Consider the following 18,438-nt stretch of genomic DNA (forward strand, 5'->3'; position numbering starts at 1 on the left):
GAGACCCGGCGCGGCGAACCCGACGATGACGCCGAGGACCACCGCCGCGATCACAGCCAGGTACAGGTAATGCATCTTGTCTCGGCGACGCGGCGCCGCATCGGGCGGTGTAGGCACCTTTGCCTCCAGCTCAGGGGGTGTCCGGGATCGCCGGTCACTATCACCCGGCCTGGTGAGCTGGGTCACGGTTGTGTTCATTGAGTTCGCGCGAGTGGTTTCCGGGGAATTCCGGCCGGGCGGACCGAGCGGCCGGTGTGCCGGTGTGCTGGTATGGGTCCGTGCCCTCGACGACGCGGATTCGGACCAGGCGTGGTTCTCTCGCCCGCCAGCTGCTGATTCTCCAGCTCGTGGTGCTTTTCGTGCTCGTCGCGGCAGGCGTGGCCTTCGCCTATCTCGATTCCGTCAGGGCCACCGAAGACCGGGCGCGGGACAAGGTGACCGCGGTGGCCGAAGCGGTGGCGGACGCACCCGGCGTGCTCGCCGCACTGTCCACATCGGAGCCCAGCCGGACACTGCAGCCGTTCGCGCAGAGTGTCCGCGCGGACACGGAAGTGGATTTCGTGACCATCATGGACACGAACGGGATCCGCTACACCCACCCGAATCCGGAGCTGATCGGGCAGCCGTTCATCGGGAACATCGGCGAGGCGCAACGTGGCGGCAAGGTCCTCGAGACCTACGCCGGTTCGCTCGGCCCGTCCGAACGCGTCGTGGTCCCGGTGCTCGGCACCGGAGGACAGGTCGTCGCGCTGGTCTCGGTCGGCATCACCGTCGAGGCGATCGACGCCGAACTCCGCGAACGCCTGTGGCCGCTGATCGGTGTCGCGGCGGCGGTGCTGGTGGTCGGCGGGATCGGCAGTTATCTGGTCAGCGCCCGGCTCCGGCGGCAGACCAGGGGGATCGCGCCCGAGGAACTCAGCAACCTGTTCGAGTACCACGAAGCCGTCCTGCGTTCGATGCGCGAGGGACTGCTGCTCGTCGGTGGCGACGGGCGGGTGGTGCTGTGCAACGACGGCGCCCGCGCACTGCTCGGCGTCGACGGTGACCCCGTCGGCCTGGAACTGTCCGCCTTGGACATTCCCGAAGACCTCGTCGAATCGTTCACCTCGGGGGAGGAGCGCACCGACGAACTCCACCTCACCGAAGCCAGGGTGCTCGTGGTCAGCACCGCACCCGTGCGGTCGCGCGGCGAGGCGATGGGCACCGTCGTGATCCTGCGCGACCACACGGAACTCCAGGCGCTGACCGGTGAACTGACCACCGTGCGCGGACTGGCCGAGGCGCTGCGATCGCAGGCGCACGAGGCGGCGAATCGGCTCCACACCGTCGTTTCGCTGGTCGAGATCGGGCGCCCAGAACAGGCCGTCGAGTTCGCGACCGAGGAACTCGCGCTGGCACAGGAACTCACCGACCGGGTGGTCGGCGCGGTCGCCGAGCCCGTGCTCGCGGCGCTGCTGCTGGGCAAGGCGGCGGAGGCGAGCGAACGCGGCGTCGACTTCACGATCACGCCCGACACGGTCATGGAGGACTCGGACACCGGCGTGCCGCCGCGGGACCTGGTGACCATCCTCGGCAACCTGATCGACAACGGGATCGACGCGGCGGCGGGCACCGCCGGAGACGGCGGACGGCCCGGGGTCGAGGTCACCGTACGGTCCGACGCCGACGGGTTGCTGCTGCGGGTCGCCGACACCGGCCCCGGCGTGGACGACGTCGAGGACGTCTTCCGGCGCGGCTGGTCCACCAAACCCGAGGACGGCCACGGGCTCGGCTTGGCACTGGTGGGTCAGGCTGTTCGGCGGCACAGTGGGACCATCGACGTCGGCCGCGACGAGGGCGCGGTGTTCACCGTGCGCTTGCCGCTGACGACGCCGCCGAAGGAGTCGAGACGATGATCAAGGTGCTGGTCGTCGAGGACGAACCCGTCGCCGCCGACGCGCACCGGGTGTACGTCGAGAGAATGCCCGGCTTCTCCGTGTCCGGCGTCGTCCACTCCGGCGGTGACGCGTTGCGGTTCTGCGAACGCGAGCCCGTCGACCTGGTGCTGCTGGACTTCTACCTGCCGGATACGCACGGGCTTGCGGTCTGCCGGTCGCTGCGGGCGGCAGGGCTCCCGATCGACGTCATCGCGGTGACCTCGGCGCGTGACCTGGCGCTGGTCAAGGCCGCCGTGTCGGTCGGCGTGGTGCAGTACCTGCTGAAACCGTTCACCTTCGCTTCCTTGCGTGAGAAACTCGAGCGCTACGCCGAATTCCACGGCGCTTCGGGCGAGGTCACCGGACAGGCCGAGATCGACCGGGCGCTCGGCACGCTGCGCACCACCGAGCGGCAGGTGCTGCCGAAGGGGATGAGCGGGCAGACCCTGAAGGCGATCACCGAGGTCCTCGCCTCGGCCGCGGACGGCCTGTCCGCCGGTGCGGCCGCGACCGCGATCGGCGCCTCACGGGTCACCGCGCGGCGCTACCTCGAATACCTGGCCGACAACGGCCTCGCCCAGCGCGAGCCCCGCTACGGACAGGTCGGCCGCCCTGAGGTCTGGTACAAACCCAAAACCGTATGACGATCTATTCGGCGGCCCGATGGCTGCCTCGGATCAGGTGAAAATCGGCGAACTCGCGCGGAGGACCGGGGTCAGTGGGCCTGATCCGGCCCGGTCGCGAAGGCAACGGCTACCGCGACCTCATCGCCGCCGGGGTCTGTTCGCCGGGCGAACCGACGGCTTACGACCTCGCGGACGGGCCGAGGCGCTCGCGGAATCGGCTGGCAAGCTGGTGTTGCGGCCGTGGTCGCGACATGGTCGTATGCGAAGCCATGAATGTCAATAGGGCGAAAGTGTTGGTAAATCACCAGCTGGCGGAAGCGACGAAAGTTGGTGCCCGTTCCCGGATTTCGCTCTTAGATTCACGAACCATTCCGTTGTCCGCACAAGGAGTGGTTCCATGGCAAGGAAGTTCTTCGTCTCCGCGTCCGTGAGTTTGGCGCTGCTCGCCGTCCCGGTCACCGCGGGTCAGGCTGCGGCCGCGGTCCAGCCTGCTCAGCAAACCGCCGCGGTGACCACGGTCTACTACGACGCCTCGGGAGCGCCCAGCTTCCGTGCCGCCATCCAGGCGGGTGCGGCGAACTGGAACAACTCGGTGTCCAACGTGAAGCTGCGGGAGAGCTCCTCCGGGGCCACGCTGCGCTACACCGAGGGCAACGACCCCTCTGGCTCGTACGCCGAGACCGACGGCCACGGCCGCGGCACCATCTTCATCGACTACACGCAGGCGCAGCGGTACGACCAGACGCGGATCGCCGCGCACGAGACCGGCCACGCGCTCGGCCTGCCGGACCACTACCAGGGCCCGTGCTCCGAGCTGATGTCCGGCGGCGGCCCCGGCCCGTCCTGCACCAACGCGAACCCGAACGCCCAGGAGGTCTCGCGGGTGAACTCGCTGTGGGCCAACGGGCTCGTCGCGGCGGGCGCCATCCAGCGCATCTACAACTGACGCTGAAGTCCCTGGAGGCCTCCTTTCCTGCGCTAGGCGCAGGGACCCGGCAAGGTTGAGGTCTTGCAGAGCAGGCGGCCCTTCGTCGCTGTATGAGGCTGTTGATGAAGGAATGGGGACGTTGAGTATCCCCATTCCTTCATCGTCGCGGAGGCACACCGGTCGCGGAGCTTCGTCAACACAGCGCTGACCAGCAGCTCCGCGACGTCGCCGAGACCCTGACTCTCGAGGTAGGAAAGGAGGCCTTCACGGCGTTCTAGCCCTGGAACTCGTAGGCCCCCGCATCGACCCGGGCACCGGCGTGGACCGGATTGCCGTCGACGTCACGGTCGTCGTACCTCGTGGTGCCGAGGTCGATCGCCGGGCTTCCCGCCTTCAACACGAGGTTCGTCGCCGACGTGAACTTCGGATCGGCGACCTTGTCCGTCGCGCCCGCCGTGAACTGCCGCAGCCCGCCGAAGTAGACGTTGTGGTCCGTCGCGGTGAAGCCCGGGTCCGCGTAGCCGACCTTCAACGCGGCCTGAACGACGTTCTGCGTCATCCTCAGCATCTGGTTCGTGCAGCCGCCGTAGCAGACGAAACCCTCCGACTCGGCGTTCGAGAGCCGCAGCGAGTTGTTGCGGAACACCGTCCCGAGCACCGGCCCGTTCCCGTCCTCGGCTCCGCGCGTGATGATCCCGCCGCGAGTCTTGACGCCGAAGACCGCGTTGTACTCGAAGACGTTGCCGGTCGAGACGCCGTCGGGATCGTCGGCGTCCGTGCCGAGTTCGGTGAAGGTCTCGTTGTCTTCGGAGATGTTGTGGTGGATGACGTTGCGTGACCCGTAGAAGATTTCGACCGCGGCGCCGTCGAGGCCGCCGAAGTCGTCGGACTTCGCGATCGAGCCGCTGATCCGGTTCCAGCCGATGTCGGAGTCGTTGCCCTGGACCAGTACGGCGAACGCGCCGGAATCGTCGTCACCGCCCGGGGTCACGACGGTCATGTGGTTGTTGTCGACGAGGTCGTTCTGCGTGACCTCGGTGTGGTCGGCAGACGGCGCGATGTACACGCCCGCGCCGGCACCGGTGATCAGGTTCGACAGCACTTTGTTGCGGTCGCCGGACACCTTCACCCCGGCCCACGAGCAGCGCCCGGCGTCGGCGGCGACGCCGATTTGCAGGTTCTGCACGCGGTTGTCGTTGCCTGGCAGATCGACGCACGCTTCGGTGTTGCCCTTGACGATCGGGCGGGCACCGGTGCCGTACGCGCCGATCGTGACGCCTGATCCCTTGACGGTGAGGCCGCCGGGCCAGGCCGAGCCGCGGCGCAGCAGAACGGTGTCGCCCGCGGCGAACGAGGTCGCGGAGACCTTCGACAGCGATTTCCACGGGGTTTGCTGCGAGGTGCCGCTCGCGGTGTCGCTGCCGGAGACCTGGTCGACGTAGTAGGTCTTCGAAGCGGCTTCGGCCGTCGTGAATCCGGTGCACGCGACTGCGGCGAGCAGGCTCACGGAAAGCAGTTTCCAGGACATTCCGCGGACCGTAACCACCTGCCGCACAAGGCTCGTATAAAGACGCCGACGGTGTCGTACAACGTGAACTCACTCGACCATGGCGACGTGGAGATCGACTGGCCGCCGGTAGGAGTCTCGCGCCGGATGGTGAAGTGGAGGGTCTGAGCGGGGAAGCTCACTCACGCCCACCGACCGCAACTAGAGGACTACTTGCGTCAGGTGCCGCCCGACCGGTGCTCAGTCGAGGCGCGGTCCCGCGGCGATTCGATGGTCAAGGGAACCGACGTGTCGCCGGTGAGCTGGCGCAGCTGGGTCATGGTGCGGTCCAGCTGCTCGGCCAGGCGCGGGATCGTGCTGGACGGGAGATAGACCTCCGCGCCGGCGTCGAGCAGGCGGCGGACGGGGCCTTCGTAACGCACTCCGAGTTCGGCGTCCTCGATTTCCGCGATCACCACCCGTGCCTTCGGGTACAGCGCCCGGAAGTTCGCGATCAACTGCGGGCTGACCGGTGGTACCAGCAGGACGTCGATGCTGGTGGGGGCCGAGTGCAGGTCCAGCACGATGTAACCGGGGCCGAGCCGATCGGACAACGCGGACCGCGCCGACTCCGACAGCTTCATGGCGGTGGCCACGACCGTGACGTCCTCGGCGTCCGTCGCTGGGAATCGGTCTTCGTGAACCGTGCCCGTCATCGTCCCGATCGTCCTGCCGTTCCGGATGATGCGCACTTCCTCGCCGGGGCCGAGGGAGTCGAGGAGTACGACGAGTTCTTCAGGGAGCTGGGTGGCGTCGACCCACCGCGCGGACTGATCACTCATCAGTACATGATGGCCCCCTTACCTGCGCCAGGCGCAAATAAGGGCTTCTAGCGCGGCCGTCCAGGAACCCCAGGCCGGGTCTGCCACGGATGAGGCCCGTCCAGCGGCCGGTACTCGACTCCCAACGCGTCCAGCCGCGGCAGGTGGTGGTCCCGCAGGCGCGGCAGGAATTCCGCGTAGTCCCGGCCTTCCGGGCTGCTCCACGCCACCTCGGCGAAAGCGCTCAACCGCGGGAAGGCGGCGTAGTCGACGCGGCGCATGGTGTCCAAATGCTCCGCCCACACCTGCGCCTGGGTGCCGAGAATCGTCCGGTCAGCGGGGAAATCCGCGGGCACCGGCTCGTAGCCGTAGATGTCCTCCAGTGTCCGCAGATAGCCGACGGGGATCGGTTCGTCGGGGTGGTCCGACTGCCGGTGATCCAGGTACACGTGCTCCTCGGGGCACATGACGACGTCGTGCCCGGCCGCGGCGGCACGCGCTCCGGCCGCCTCGCTCTGCCACGAGCCGATGACCATCGGGGGCAGGTCGCCCGCTTCGAGCACCTCGTCCCAGCCGAGCGGACGACGTCCTCGTTCGACCAGATGCCGGGCGATCTCGCGGACGAACCGGCCGTGTTCCCCGGTCGCGCCGGGTACCTCGTCGCCGCCGAGCGCGATGACCTCGGACGGGAAGATCTCCAGCACGTGGTCGAAGACGCCCTTGAAGAAGTCCACAGTGGACTTCTCCGTGTTCAGCAGTGACGTGCTGATACCCCAACTCGTCCAGACCTCCCACGGTTCGGCGGTCTCCGGCCCGAGTTCGGGATAGGCGGCGATCGCGGCCCGCGCGTGCCCGGGGATGTCGACTTCCGGGACCACGGTCACCGAGCGCGAGGCGGCGTACGCGACGATCTCGCGCAGGTCGTCGGTCGGGTAGAACCCGCCGTGCGGCCGTCCGTCGCGTTCCGGGCCGTCGTGCCGCCCGACCATGGACGACTTCCGCCAGCCGCCGACCTCGGTCAGTCTGGGGAACTCGGGGATCTCGATCCGCCAGCCCTGGTCGTCGGTCAGGTGCAGGTTGAGCACGTTGAGCTTGTGCGCCGCCAGCAGGTCGATGAACCGCAGCACCTCGGCCTTGGTCCGGAAATGCCTTGCCACGTCGAGTAAACAACCACGCCAGCCGAAGCGCGGGTGGTCGGTCACCACCCCGCACGGGATCGTGGCCTCTCCACCGAGGATGGACGCGGCCCGGAACGCGTCCGGGCCGATGAGCTGCCGGAGCGTTTGGCGGCCGTACAGCTCGCCCGCCGCGTCGGCCGCGCGCAGTGTCACGCCGGACGGGTCGATCTCCAGCCGGTAGCCCTCGGCGGGCAGCCCGGCATCGATGCGAACGTCCACTTCGGACGGTACTGAACACTCTCCCGGCAGCGATTCCACCGAGACGGGACGGGGGAGCAGAGTTTCGAAGCCAGGCATGTCAGCCCTTCACCGCGCCGCCCATGACGGACACGAGTCGTCGTTGCACGAGGATGAAGAACACCAGCACCGGGATGGTCATCAGGGTCGAGCCCGCCATCACCGCGCCCCAGTCGGTGTCCTCCGGTTTGAAGAACACCAGGATCGCCAGCGGGAGCGTCTGGTTCTCGGTGTTGGAGATGATGAACGTCTTGGCGAACAGGAAGTCGTTCCAGGCGTGGATGAAGGCCAGCACGCTGATCGCCACCAGTCCGGGCGCCACCAGCGGGAAGAGGATCTGCCAGGTGAACCGCATGCGGCTCGCCCCGTCGATCTTCGACGCCTCTTCCAGTTCCTGCGGCACCGCGGCGACGAAGCCGCGCAGCATCCAGATCGCGAACGGCAGGCTGAACGCCAGGTGCACCAGGATCAGCGAGCCGAGATGGTTGGTGCCGAACGCCGGCGCGACGTCGCCGACCGATCGCATCAGGAAGAACAGCGGAATGGTCAGCGCCTCGACCGGCACCATCTGCGCCACCAGCACCATCACGAGCAGGACGGTCTTGCCCTTGAAGTTGAACCGGGTCAGCGCGACCGCCGAAAGGAACGAAAGCAGCAGCGACAACGCCACCACCACGACGGCGACGATCACGCTGTTCAGGAAGAACAGCGCGAATCCCTCGCCGCTGAGCACCCGTTCGAAGTGCTCCAGCGTCGGCGTGAGCGTCCACGGCCGCGGGTTCTCCGCCTGGATCTGCCCGGTGGGTTTGAACGCCGAAAGCACCATCCAGTACACCGGGAACGCGACCATCCCGGCGATCACCACGCAGATGATCTCGGCGATCAGCCTGCCGGGCTTGTGAACTCGACGGCCCGCGGTCACACCCATCCCGCGCTCCGGCGTTGCGACCGGACGTACAGCCCGGTGATGGACAGCAGCAGCAAGGTCATCACTACTCCGAGTGCCGCGCCGAGACCGTATTCCTGTCCGGCGAAGGCCTGTTGATAGGCGAAGACGTTGAGCACGAGGTTGCGCCCGGCCACGCCGCCACCATTGGTCATCACGTAAATCTGGGTGAAGATCTTGAAGTCCCAGATGATCGACTGGATCGTGGCGATGGTCAGCAGCGGCCGCACCATCGGCAGCGTGATCGACCACGTGGTGCGCCAGGTCGACGCGCCGTCGAGATACGCGGCCTCGACGACCTCCTCCGGCACTCCCTTGAGCCCCGCGTACATCGTCACCATGACGAACGGGAACGAGCACCAGATGACTTCGGCGGCCACCAGCCCGAACGTGCTGAACGTGCCGAAGGTCCAGGAGTGATTCGCCATCCCGGTGAGCCCGAGGCCCGAGAGCACCTCGTTCACCAGGCCGAAGTCCGAGTCGAACAGGAACAGCCAGACGTACGAGCCCGCCATCGCCGGTGTCGCCCATGCGGCCAGTGCCGCCAGGAACAGCGGGACCCGTGCCCAGGTGCGGACCCGGGTCGCCAGGACGGCCAGCCCCGTCCCGAGCGCGAGACTGCCGACGACACAGACCGCCGTGAAGCCGAGGGTCTTGGCCAGCACTTCCCAGAACTGGATGTTCTCGAGCAGGTCGACGTAGTTTCCGAAGCCGAGGAACACCAACGGCGCGTTGCCGACGGCCTGCGGCTGGCCGTAGTCGTAGAACGAGATCAGGACGAGCTGGTAGATCGGGTAGACCAGCATCGCCAGCAGCAGGATGCCGCCGGGAGCGAGGTAGAGCAGGGCCGCCCGCCCGTCCCGGCGACGGCGGGGGGACCGCCGTGCCGGGACGGCCGGAGCCGTGGTGCGGGGAATCTCTTTCGTGACCACTTAGCCGAACGCCTTGTTCATCTCGGCGGACGCGGTGGCCAGTGCGGCCGCGGGGTCCTTGCCGCCGGTCGCGATCTGCTGGATCGCAGTCGGCAGCACGTTCTGTGCGTCGATCTTCGACCACGCCGCGGTGGCGGGGACGAACTTCGTGCCCGCGGTGAGCGTGTCGACGAACGGCTTGACGGACGGGTCGCTCGCGGCGACCTTCTGCTGGACACCGCCGAGCGTGGGCAGGTTGCCCATGGCGATGTACATCTTCTCCTGGTACTTCGCGCCACCGAGCAGTTCGGTGAACTCGACCGCGAGGCTCTTGCGCTTGGTCGCGTTGAACACGCCGAGCAGGTTCCCGCCCGCGAACGCCGGGGCGATCTTGCCCGCCTCGGTGCCAGGGATCGGGATGATCGCGTACTTCCCCTTGACCTGACCGGCTTCGACGGCCTTGCGGTTGAAGTCACCACCGATCGACATGCCGGCCTTGCCGCCCGCGAAGGCCGTGATGCTCTGCGTTCCGGTGAGGTTGGCGCACTGCTCGGGCGGGCAGATGTCCGCCTTCAGCAGGTTCGCGTACGCGGCCACTCCGGCCTTGGTCTGCTCGGAGTCCATAGTGGACTTCCATTTGTCGCCGTCCTGCTTGGCGATCTCGCCGCCGTGCGCCCACAGGAACGGCAGCATCGCGTAGGTGTACTTGCCACCGACGGAGATACCGTACAGCTCCGGCTTCTTGGCACGGATCGTCCTCGCGGTCTCGGTCAGTTCCGCCAGCGTCGCGGGCGGCTTGAGGCCGAGTTCGGCGAAGAGGTCCGTGCGGTAGTACAACGCGCGGATGCCGGTGAACCACGGCAGGCCGTACGTCTTGCCGCCGGACTTGGCCGTTTCCAGCACGGCGGGAAGGAGGTCGGAACCCTCCTTCCACGACGACAGGTCACCGGTCAGGTCGGCCAGCGCGCCGGTGGCGGCGTAGCTGGAGACGTCGGTGTTGCCGAACTCGGCGACGTCCGGCGCGCTGGCCGGGTCGTTGAAGGCGCCGGAGAACTTGTCCGCGCGGCCTTCCACCGGGATCCACTGGACGTCGATCTCGACACCCGAATGCGCCGCCTTGAACTCGGCGATCGCCTCCTTGACCGCGGCTTCCTTCGGTGCGCGGTTGGCCTCGTCGAACAGCCAGACCCGGACCGTGCCGGTCTTCTCGTCACCGCCGCCCGCGGCGGGGGTGTTCTGGGCAGGCGCACAGCCCGCGACGAGGCCGACCGCCGCGAGGCCCGCGATGAGGACGCGAGTTCTCATGGGAGTTTCTCCTTATGCGAAAAAGACGGAATTGACTTGGGCGAGCGCGAGTTTCCCGGCGACCGCCCCCGGAAGACCGGTGGCGGGGTCGCGCGGCAGCCAGCTGAGTGTGCCGGACTTGTCGCTCGAGACGTAGAACCAGCGTTCGGTCGGATCGAGCGTGATGTGGCGCGGGTACACTCCGCCGACGGGCGCGTTGTTCAGCAGCTTCAGGGACTTCCCGCCCTCGCCGACACCGAACGAAGCGATCGTGTCGGAACCGCGCACCGACGCGTAGACGAACCTGCCGTCCTTGGACGTGGTGATCTCGCCCGGGTACTGTGCGCCGGGCGTCCCCGCCGGAACGGCCGGGACCACCTGCCCGGCGGACAGTTTCCCGGTGGCCGGGTTCCACGCCGCGACGGTCACCTCGGCTCGCAACTCACCGAGGATGTACGCGTACTTGCCGTTCGGGTGGAAAGCGAGGTGCCGGGGCCCGGGGCCCGACGGGAGCTTCAGCTGCTGATTCAGCTTGAGTTTCCCGGTCGTGGTGTCGAGCTTGTAGACGTAGACCGAATCCGCGCCGAGGTCGACCGAGAGCACCCACTTGCCGGTCGGGTCGTTGACGACCTGATGCGCGTGCGCGGCCCGCTCGGCGCCCTTGTGCTGGGCCAGATCGACGACGTCGCCGAGTTTCCCGCCCGCGAGGATCGGGAGCACGACGACACTGCCACTGCTGTAGTTCGCGGCCAGCACGTACTTCTGGCTCGAATGGACGGTCAGATGCGTCGGGTGCTTGCCTTTGGCCGACTTCTTGTTGAGCAGTTTGGGTTTCGCCGGATCGGCAAGGCTCAGTGCGGAGATCTGACCGTTCTCGTCCTCGTTGGTCACGTACAGCGTCTTGCGGTCGGCGCTGATGTCGAACCAGGAGGCGTTGCTGACCCCCGGAATCGTCCGGTCGACGACCAGCGCGTTCGTGGTCGTGTCCCGGTGAGCGACATCGAGTCCGTGCCCGGAACTGGTGTAACTGCTGAGGTAAATGGCCCCGGTTCCCTTCGGTCCGCAGAGCTGTTCGGAAGCATTGGCCAGGTGGGAACCGAGAACGGTGGTGAGTCCAGCCGCTCCGACGGCGCCGAGGAAGGTGCGTCGATCGAGTCCGGTCATCGTGATCTCTCCCAGCTTTCAGGTGGTTTAAACCACTGCCATGAGCAATGCTGCCACGCCGAAACCGGAAACGGAAAGGACGGTTTCCAGGACGGTCCAGGTTTTCAGGGTCTGCGGCACCGTCATGTTGAAGTACCGCGAGATGATCCAGAAGCCACCGTCGTTCACGTGGGAGGCGATGATCGACCCGGCCGAGATCGCGACGACCAGCAGCGCGAGCTGGATCTGTGAGTAGCCAAGCGTCGCCACCGTCGGCGCGACGATGCCGCTGGTGGTGACGATCGCGACGGTCGCCGAACCCTGCGCGATCCGCATTCCGCAACTGATCACGTAGGCCGCCAGGATGACCGGGAGACCGGCGTTGTCGAGCGAACCCGCGACAGCCTTGCCGATCCCCGTCGCGGACAGCACGGCGCCGAAGAACGCGCCCGCGCCGACCACCAGCAGGATCATCGCGACCGGGCGGAGCGACTTCGCCGAAAGCTCACTCAAATCCTTGCCCGTCAAGCCTCGGCGCAGGCCCAGCAGCCAGGACGCGAGCAGCACCGAGATCGTCAGCGCGACCGCCGGGGTGCCGATGAACGCGGCGACACCGGCCGGAGCGGAGTTCTTCGGGAGCCAGATGCTGCCGAAGGTCCCGGCGAGGATCAGCACCAGCGGGACCGCGATGATCGCCGCCACCAGCTTGAGCGATGGCGGGTTCTCTTCCTTTTCCCCTTCGCCTTCCGCGACCAGGAATTCCGCGGGGACCGGAACGTCGACGCGCTTGCCGATCCAGGTCGAGTACGCGACACCGCCGATCAGGAACGCCGGGATACCGCAGACCAGGCCCATCAGGATGATCCAGCCGAGTTCCACGTGCAGCAGGCCCGCCGCGGCCACCGGGCCGGGGTGCGGCGGGAGGAACGCGTGCGTGATGGAAAGACCGGCGAGCAGGGGCAGCGCGTACAGCACCAGCGAACGGCCGCCCTGCTTGGCGGCGACGTAGACCAGCGGCGCCAGCACGAAGATGCCGATGTCGAAGAAGACCGGGATACCGAACACGAACCCGGCGAGGCCCATCGCCAGCGGGGCCCGCTTCTCGCCGATGGCCCGCAGCAGTGCGCCGGTGAGCACCTTCGCCCCGCCGGAACGCTCCAAAATGGACCCGAGGATGGTGCCGAGTCCGATGATCGCGGCGATATGCCCGAGAATCCCGCCGAAACCCTTTTCCAGCAGGGATTCCGACGCCTTCTGCGCGGAGCCGACGATCTGGCCGACCGGCAGGCCCGCGGCCAGCGCGGTCAGCAGGCCGACCACGATCAACGCGATGAAGGGTTCGAGCTTGACCTTGATGATGAGGAACAGCAAAACCGCGATCGAGACGGCGGCGAGGGTCAGGAGACCTCCCGTCGAATGTTGGAGCCAATCGATCATCGGGCACTCCCGGGGTCGCGCAGTGTCTGTTGGTGAACCCGCGACCGCGATCGACGTCGGCAGGACGCCGCCTGGTCATGATCGTCACGGTGCGCGGACAGTGCGCCCTGCCACCGCGATAGCGGGGCCTTCGGCCGAGGCGGGTTCATGCGTATGGTCACTTTCATCAGGTACATATCAGCTCCGCCGACAAGCTCTCAGTGAATGGCCGGCGAGCGCGCCGGTCGGTCGACCATCGTCGATGGCGGCGACGCCGTTGACGAAGACATAGGGGATACCGGCGGCCTGCTGCCGCGGTTCGTCGAACGTGGCCGTGTCGGCGACGGTTTCCGGGTCGAACAGCACGAGGTCCGCCGCGTAGCCGGCGCGGACGAGGCCCCGGTCGGTCAGCCGCAGGCGCTCCGCCGCGCGGCCGGTGAGATGTGAGACGCATTCGGCGAGGTCGAGGACGCCGAGTTCGCGGACGTAGCGCGCGAGGTAACGCGGGAACGTGCCCCAGGCGCGAGGGTGCGGCCGCGCGCCGACGAGCAGCCCGTCGCTGCCGCCGGTGTGCGTGCGGTGCCGCATGATCGCCTGGACGTTCTCCTCGTGCCCGACATGCATCAGGCAGGACGTGCCGAGTTTTTCCGAGAGCAGGACGTCGAAGTACAGCTCCGCGGCCGGTTTCCCGGCGCGCCGCGCCGAAGCGGCGACGGAATGCCCGACGAGGTGCGAGTTTTCGTCGCGGCGGACGCCGTTGATCTCGATGGCCTCCCAGTCGATCGGCACCCCGTGGGCGCCGTCGGAACCGGTCTCCTCGATCTCGGCGCGGATCCGCTCGCGAGCGTCCACATCGGACAATCGGGCGAGGGTGGCGTCCAGCCCGCCTTCGGCCGACCAGCTGGGCAGCAGCGCGGAAAGGTAAGTGGCGCCAGGGAGATAGGGATAGGTGTCCAGCGTGATGTCGCAGCCGTCGTCGAGCGCCTGGTCGAGCAGCTCCAGCAACTGGGGCGCCTTGCCCTTGTTGACCGAGAAGTTCATCGTGGCGTGCGCGAGGTGCAGCGGGCAGCCCGAACGGCGGGAGACGTCGACCATCTCGCCGAACGCTTCGAGCGCGCCTTTGCCGTAGCTGCGGTGGTGCGGACTGTAGAAGCCGCCGTTCTCCCCGACGACCCGGCACAGCTCGACGAGTTCCTCGGTGGTCGCGTACATCCCCGGCGTGTAGGTGAGGCCGGACGACATACCCATCGCACCCTCGGCCAGCCCGGTCACGATGAGTTCCTTCATCGCGTTCATCTCGGCTTCGGTCGCCGGACGGTCGTCCCAGCCGACGGTGAGCATGCGGACGGTACCCTGCGGCACCAGGTAGGCCGCGTTGACCGCGACCCCGGCGTCGAGCCGGTCGAGGTATTCCCCGACCGAACGCCAGTTCCAGTCGAATCCGGCGGGGTCGTCGTTCCAGCCGGCGAGCTGCTGGCGCAGCGCCGTGAGGACGTCGTCGTTCACGGGTGCGTAGGAGAGGCCGTCCTGCCCGAGCACTTCGGTCGTGACGCCCTGCGAGAGCTTCGCGAAGTGATCAGGGTTCGCGAGCAGCTGGAGGTCGGAATGTGAATGCATGTCGATGAACCCGGGTGCGAGCACGAGTCCTTCGGCGTCGATGGTGCGGCGGCCCGCGAGCGAGCCCGGTTCGGCGACACTGGCGATCCGGCCGTCGGTGATGCCCACGTCGTGCCTGGTGAGCGGATCCCCGGTGCCGTCGGCGACCAGTACGGAGCGGACAACGATGTCCATGGCGATTCTTCCTCTGCGGCGGTTGAGGACGGATCAGAAATGGGTGCGGACGAAATCGAGTACGGTCTCGCCGTCGGGGCCGACGACCGGAATGAGGGGCCACTTGTCGAACACGGTGCACGGATGCGACAGGCCGAGTGCGATCCAGTCGCCGACCTCGACCGGCGAGGACGCGGGCAGCGTGAGGAAGGCGTGCTGGTCGTTCATCTTCTGGATGGAATGACCTTCGAGCGCGGACGGTGGCCCGTCACCTTTGCGGATCAGGCGCGGCTCGGGCATGCCTTCGTCGAAGGACGCGTCCCGTTTGCCGATGGTGAGCAGCGCGAGTTCGTCCGTCGGCCTCGACGTCACCTGCGCCCAAGCGCGCAGAGCGGGAAGGAACGAAGCCACGCCGTCGATGCGCGGGCTTTCACCCAGCGGCGAGATCACCCGGTAGAAGCCGTCGTCGTGAGTGACGTACGCGCCGCCGCGCAGGATCGGCAGGACGTCCAGGCCACCCCAGTCCTTGGTGAGCTCGTCGGCGACCCGGTCGAAGTAGGCACTGCCGCCGCCGGTGACGATGATCTGACCGGCGTCGTCGAGCAGGCCCTTTTCGGAGAAGACGAAGACGAGTTCGCGCAGACCGTCCACATAGGAACTGATCAGTCGCAGCGATTTTTCGTCCGTGTGGTGGGAAAGCGCGCCCTCGTAACCGCCGGAACCACGCAGGCGCAGGGCCGGGCTCGCGTGGGCGGCTTCGGCGACGGCGAGCGCGGTATCGGTGTCACGGACCCCGGTCCGGCCACCTTCGGCACCGAGTTCGACCAGGACGTCGACCTTGCGCCGAGCGCCGCGCAGGGCCTCGGTCATCAGGTCGACACCATGGACCGAGTCGACCCAGCAGACGAACTCGAAGTCGTCGTCGGCGTCCAATTCCGCGGAGAGCCACTCCAGACCCGACGGGTCGACCAGCTGGTTCGCCAGCAGGATCCGGGAGACGCCGAAAGCACGGTAGATCCGCAGGTGCCCGGCGTTCGCGCAGGTGATGCCCCATGCGCCGTGCTGGAGCTGCCGCTCGAACAGCTGCGGCGCCATCGTCGTCTTGCCGTGCGGGGCCAGCGCGATCCCGCGTTCGGCGCACCAGTCGGCCATCGTGCGGACGTTGTGCTCGACGGCTTCCGCGTCGAGCACGACGAACGGACCGAAGAAGCCGTCGTCGAACAGCTTCGCGCCGCGGGCGGCGGCCTCGCCGATCGTGAGTCCGGACAGCGAAGGCGCCACCGAGCGGAAGCGCCAGTCGACGCGCTCCTCCCGGACGGCCGCGACCGCGGCGGAATCGATGGTGCCGGCTTCGAACATGAGGTTCACCTCGGTTGCGTATGTTGCAACGGACGTTGCGCATATTGCGTGGGATAGGTGTAGCATCCGGTCCGCTAGAGGTCAACGGGGTGACGACGAGGAGACGCGGAAGTGACAGGTGAGCCTTGGCCGCCCGGGAATCTCTTGATTTTTTGGGGTCGCGCCGTTTTGGCCGGAGGTCCCGCTATCGCGATGGCAGGGCGATCTTCGGCCGAGAGGTGCCGTGATCCCGAGACGTGCGCCCTGGCGGCGGGATGGCGGTCGGCGCGATGAAGAGCACTGACGTGTTGTGCATCGGGGAGTCGATGGCCTTGTTCGTACCGGCCGAACCAGGGCCGCCCGACGAGGTACGGGAGTGGGTACGGACCATCGGCGGAGCCGAATCGAACGTCGCCTGCCACCTCCCCGCGCTGGGGTTCACCAGCGCCTGGGTGAGCGCCGTCGGCGACGATCCGTTCGGCCGCGCGCTCGTGCGCGAGATCGCCGGAGCGGGGGTGGACGTCAGCGCGGTCGTGGTCGACCCGACCCGCCCGACCGGGCTCTACATCAAGGAAAGCGGCGCGCACGGCAGCCCCGTGCGTTACTACCGCAAGGGTTCCGCGGCGTCCGGAATGGACGCCACGTTGCTGGGGAAACTCGAACTCGACGGGGTCCGCGTGATCCACCTGTCCGGGATCACGCCCGCGCTTTCGGACGGCTGTCTCGACCTGGTGCGAGCCCTGCTGGAACGGCCGCGTGGTGACACGCTGGTGTCGTTCGACGTGAACTTCCGGCCCACGCTGTGGACCGGTCGCGACCCGTCGGTGCTGGCCGGACTGGCCGCCCGCGCCGACATCGTCCTGGCAGGTGACGACGAAGCCGAGCGGGTGTGGGGGACCGGTGATCCCGAGCGGCTGCGCGTCGCGGTGCCCGGGCCGAAGACGCTGGTCGTCAAACACGGGGAACGCGGGGTGACGCTGATCGACGGCGACGAGGCGCCACTGTTCGCGCCCGCCCTGCGGGTCGACGTCGTGGAGCCGGTCGGTGCCGGTGACGCGTTCGCGGCGGGCTTCCTCGCCGCCACTCTGCGCGGTGACGACCCCGAGACCCGCCTGCGGCGCGGGCATCTGCAGGCCGCTGCCACCTTGCTGACCCACGACGATGTGGGGACGCCGTTGCCAGAGTCCGTCGTCGAGGCTCTGATCGGTGCGGATGAGGCATCCTGGGCGGCGGCGAAACTGACGGACAAGGGATTGGTGAGCGTATGAGTCAGAGCTTGGACAGGGCGCTCACCCTGTTGGGCGGACTCGCCCGCGAGGCGAAGACGCTGGATCAGCTCGCCGAGGAGATCGGCGTGCACAAGTCGACCGTGCTGCGACTGCTGCGCACCCTGGAGTCGCACCATTTCGTGCGCCGGGAAGGGCAGCGGCACTACCGGCTGGGCAGTGCCCTCTTCGACCTCGCGCAGCAGGCACTGGAAGACCGCGACGTCCGCCGCAGCGCGCAGTCCGCGATGGCCGGGCTCAACGCGCGCACCGGACACACCATCCACCTCGCGTCCTATGAGGACGGTGAGGTCGTCTACATCGACAAGTTCGAGGGCAGGCATTCGGTGCGGATGTACTCCCGCATCGGGAAGCGCGCCCCACTGCACTGCACGGCCGTCGGCAAGGTGCTCGTCGCCGCGATGACGCCGGAGAAGCGGGCGGACGTGGTCTCGAGGATCGACTTCTTCGTCCGCACCCCGAACACGATCACCACGCCGTCGGCCTACGAGACCGAACTGGACCTCGTCGCCGACCGCGGCTACGCGGTGGACAACGCCGAGCACGAGGACTTCATCCACTGCATTGCCGCACCGGTCCGCGGCCCGGGCGGCATGGTACTCGCCGCCGCGTCGATCTCGGTGCCGAAGGTACTGCTGGACTACGACGGCCTGATGGGGCTCGTGCCCGAACTGGTCGCCGCCGCCGAAGAAGCTTCCGTCCACAGTGGATGGACGGGGAACCGAAAGGGGAAGTTGGAATGAGCAAGACCGCGATCAGCACGGAGAACGCGCCGAAGCCGGTGGCCGCGTTCTCGCAGGCGGTCCGCAAGGGCAACCTCCTGCAGGTGGCAGGCCAGGTCGCCTTCGACCCGGCCACCGGCGCCATCGTCGGCGAGACCGTCGGTGAGCAGACGGAGCAGACCTTCAAGAACATCGAAGCGGTGCTCGAGGCCGCCGGTGCCAGCCTGGGCGACGCCCTGATGGTGCGCGTGTACCTGACCGACGTCGACCACTTCGGTGTGTTCAACGAGGTCTACAACAAGCTGATCGGCGAAGCGCCGCACCCGGCCCGCACCACCGTGTACGTCGGCCTGCCCGCCGGCCTGCTGGTGGAGATCGACGTCCTGGCCGTCGTGGACTGATCCCGCGTGTCAGGAACGGACCTTTCATA

At 67.8% G+C, this 18,438-nt stretch carries 16 protein-coding genes; 6 read left to right on the forward strand and 10 right to left on the reverse strand.

Going from position 1 to position 18,438, the window contains the following annotated elements:
- Nucleotides 1-278: 278 nt before the first annotated feature.
- The 3 genes from ACM6LR_RS37970 to ACM6LR_RS37980 all read left to right on the forward strand — a co-directional run bounded on the left by ACM6LR_RS37970 (nucleotide 279) and on the right by ACM6LR_RS37980 (nucleotide 3,488).
- On the forward strand, nucleotides 279-1,895 hold the full coding sequence (locus tag ACM6LR_RS37970) for an ATP-binding protein (protein WP_414942565.1): 1,617 nt from the start codon (nucleotides 279-281) through the stop codon (nucleotides 1,893-1,895).
- Entirely contained in the window at nucleotides 1,892-2,560 is a 669-nt protein-coding gene (locus tag ACM6LR_RS37975; RefSeq protein WP_414942566.1) for a response regulator, read from the forward strand. Before ACM6LR_RS37970 ends, ACM6LR_RS37975 begins: the two co-directional genes overlap by 4 nt.
- A gap of 379 nt (nucleotides 2,561-2,939) precedes the next feature.
- Nucleotides 2,940-3,488 (forward strand): snapalysin family zinc-dependent metalloprotease, encoded by a 549-nt coding sequence (locus ACM6LR_RS37980; RefSeq protein ID WP_414942567.1) that lies wholly within the window; start codon nucleotides 2,940-2,942, stop codon nucleotides 3,486-3,488.
- Between the two features lie 256 nt (nucleotides 3,489-3,744).
- Here the strand turns inward: ACM6LR_RS37980 and ACM6LR_RS37985 are convergent, their stop codons facing one another.
- The 10 genes from ACM6LR_RS37985 to ACM6LR_RS38030 all read right to left on the reverse strand — a co-directional run bounded on the left by ACM6LR_RS37985 (nucleotide 3,745) and on the right by ACM6LR_RS38030 (nucleotide 16,021).
- Nucleotides 3,745-4,998 (reverse strand): choice-of-anchor Q domain-containing protein, encoded by a 1,254-nt coding sequence (locus ACM6LR_RS37985; RefSeq protein ID WP_414942568.1) that lies wholly within the window; start codon nucleotides 4,996-4,998, stop codon nucleotides 3,745-3,747.
- Between the two features lie 197 nt (nucleotides 4,999-5,195).
- A complete protein-coding gene (locus tag ACM6LR_RS37990) occupies nucleotides 5,196-5,798 on the reverse strand; it encodes a hypothetical protein (protein WP_414942569.1) in 603 nt (200 codons plus the stop codon).
- Nucleotides 5,799-5,845: 47 nt separating this feature from the next.
- Nucleotides 5,846-7,252 (reverse strand): beta-N-acetylhexosaminidase, encoded by a 1,407-nt coding sequence (locus ACM6LR_RS37995; protein WP_414942570.1) that lies wholly within the window; start codon nucleotides 7,250-7,252, stop codon nucleotides 5,846-5,848.
- 1 nt (nucleotide 7,253) lies between these two features.
- Nucleotides 7,254-8,120, reverse strand: coding sequence for a carbohydrate ABC transporter permease (locus tag ACM6LR_RS38000; RefSeq protein WP_414942571.1), 867 nt, complete (start codon nucleotides 8,118-8,120; stop codon nucleotides 7,254-7,256).
- Nucleotides 8,111-9,070, reverse strand: a complete 960-nt coding sequence (locus ACM6LR_RS38005) for a carbohydrate ABC transporter permease (protein WP_414942572.1) — start codon at nucleotides 9,068-9,070, stop codon at nucleotides 8,111-8,113. The genes ACM6LR_RS38000 and ACM6LR_RS38005 overlap by 10 nt, the downstream gene beginning before the upstream one ends.
- Entirely contained in the window at nucleotides 9,071-10,354 is a 1,284-nt protein-coding gene (locus ACM6LR_RS38010) for an extracellular solute-binding protein (protein ID WP_414942573.1), read from the reverse strand.
- Nucleotides 10,355-10,366: 12 nt separating this feature from the next.
- Nucleotides 10,367-11,497: a lactonase family protein gene (locus ACM6LR_RS38015; RefSeq protein ID WP_414945516.1), complete on the reverse strand. Its 1,131-nt coding sequence runs from the start codon at nucleotides 11,495-11,497 to the stop codon at nucleotides 10,367-10,369.
- A 27-nt stretch (nucleotides 11,498-11,524) separates the two neighbouring features.
- Nucleotides 11,525-12,913 (reverse strand): GntP family permease, encoded by a 1,389-nt coding sequence (locus ACM6LR_RS38020; RefSeq protein WP_414945517.1) that lies wholly within the window; start codon nucleotides 12,911-12,913, stop codon nucleotides 11,525-11,527.
- A 177-nt stretch (nucleotides 12,914-13,090) separates the two neighbouring features.
- Entirely contained in the window at nucleotides 13,091-14,683 is a 1,593-nt protein-coding gene (locus ACM6LR_RS38025; protein WP_414945518.1) for an N-acyl-D-amino-acid deacylase family protein, read from the reverse strand.
- A gap of 33 nt (nucleotides 14,684-14,716) precedes the next feature.
- Nucleotides 14,717-16,021 (reverse strand): amino acid deaminase, encoded by a 1,305-nt coding sequence (locus tag ACM6LR_RS38030; RefSeq protein ID WP_414942577.1) that lies wholly within the window; start codon nucleotides 16,019-16,021, stop codon nucleotides 14,717-14,719.
- 269 nt (nucleotides 16,022-16,290) lie between these two features.
- On the opposite strand from ACM6LR_RS38030, the gene ACM6LR_RS38035 reads away from it, so the two are divergent.
- From ACM6LR_RS38035 to ACM6LR_RS38045, 3 genes are read left to right on the forward strand one after another with little or no spacing between them, the layout of a single operon-like run.
- Nucleotides 16,291-17,268 (forward strand): sugar kinase, encoded by a 978-nt coding sequence (locus tag ACM6LR_RS38035; RefSeq protein ID WP_414942578.1) that lies wholly within the window; start codon nucleotides 16,291-16,293, stop codon nucleotides 17,266-17,268.
- Nucleotides 17,265-18,029, forward strand: coding sequence for an IclR family transcriptional regulator (locus tag ACM6LR_RS38040; protein WP_414945519.1), 765 nt, complete (start codon nucleotides 17,265-17,267; stop codon nucleotides 18,027-18,029). The genes ACM6LR_RS38035 and ACM6LR_RS38040 overlap by 4 nt, the downstream gene beginning before the upstream one ends.
- A complete protein-coding gene (locus ACM6LR_RS38045; protein WP_414942580.1) occupies nucleotides 18,026-18,409 on the forward strand; it encodes a RidA family protein in 384 nt (127 codons plus the stop codon). Before ACM6LR_RS38040 ends, ACM6LR_RS38045 begins: the two co-directional genes overlap by 4 nt.
- Nucleotides 18,410-18,438 lie beyond the last annotated feature (29 nt).

The organism is Amycolatopsis sp. cmx-11-32 (genome assembly GCF_047608695.1).
In the GTDB taxonomy this organism is placed as follows: domain Bacteria; phylum Actinomycetota; class Actinomycetes; order Mycobacteriales; family Pseudonocardiaceae; genus Amycolatopsis.

Coding starts and splice junctions, on each gene's coding strand:
- ACM6LR_RS38045 (WP_414942580.1), top strand. CDS start 18,026: ATGAGCAAGACCGCGATCAGCACGGAGAACGCGCCGAAGCCGGTGGCC.
- ACM6LR_RS38040 (WP_414945519.1), top strand. CDS start 17,265: ATGAGTCAGAGCTTGGACAGGGCGCTCACCCTGTTGGGCGGACTCGCC.
- ACM6LR_RS37985 (WP_414942568.1), bottom strand. CDS start 4,998: ATGTCCTGGAAACTGCTTTCCGTGAGCCTGCTCGCCGCAGTCGCGTGC.
- ACM6LR_RS38010 (WP_414942573.1), bottom strand. CDS start 10,354: ATGAGAACTCGCGTCCTCATCGCGGGCCTCGCGGCGGTCGGCCTCGTC.
- ACM6LR_RS37995 (WP_414942570.1), bottom strand. CDS start 7,252: ATGCCTGGCTTCGAAACTCTGCTCCCCCGTCCCGTCTCGGTGGAATCG.
- ACM6LR_RS37990 (WP_414942569.1), bottom strand. CDS start 5,798: ATGAGTGATCAGTCCGCGCGGTGGGTCGACGCCACCCAGCTCCCTGAA.
- ACM6LR_RS38020 (WP_414945517.1), bottom strand. CDS start 12,913: ATGATCGATTGGCTCCAACATTCGACGGGAGGTCTCCTGACCCTCGCC.
- ACM6LR_RS37975 (WP_414942566.1), top strand. CDS start 1,892: ATGATCAAGGTGCTGGTCGTCGAGGACGAACCCGTCGCCGCCGACGCG.
- ACM6LR_RS37980 (WP_414942567.1), top strand. CDS start 2,940: ATGGCAAGGAAGTTCTTCGTCTCCGCGTCCGTGAGTTTGGCGCTGCTC.
- ACM6LR_RS38030 (WP_414942577.1), bottom strand. CDS start 16,021: ATGTTCGAAGCCGGCACCATCGATTCCGCCGCGGTCGCGGCCGTCCGG.
- ACM6LR_RS38015 (WP_414945516.1), bottom strand. CDS start 11,497: ATGACCGGACTCGATCGACGCACCTTCCTCGGCGCCGTCGGAGCGGCT.
- ACM6LR_RS38000 (WP_414942571.1), bottom strand. CDS start 8,120: ATGGGTGTGACCGCGGGCCGTCGAGTTCACAAGCCCGGCAGGCTGATC.
- ACM6LR_RS38025 (WP_414945518.1), bottom strand. CDS start 14,683: ATGGACATCGTTGTCCGCTCCGTACTGGTCGCCGACGGCACCGGGGAT.
- ACM6LR_RS38035 (WP_414942578.1), top strand. CDS start 16,291: ATGAAGAGCACTGACGTGTTGTGCATCGGGGAGTCGATGGCCTTGTTC.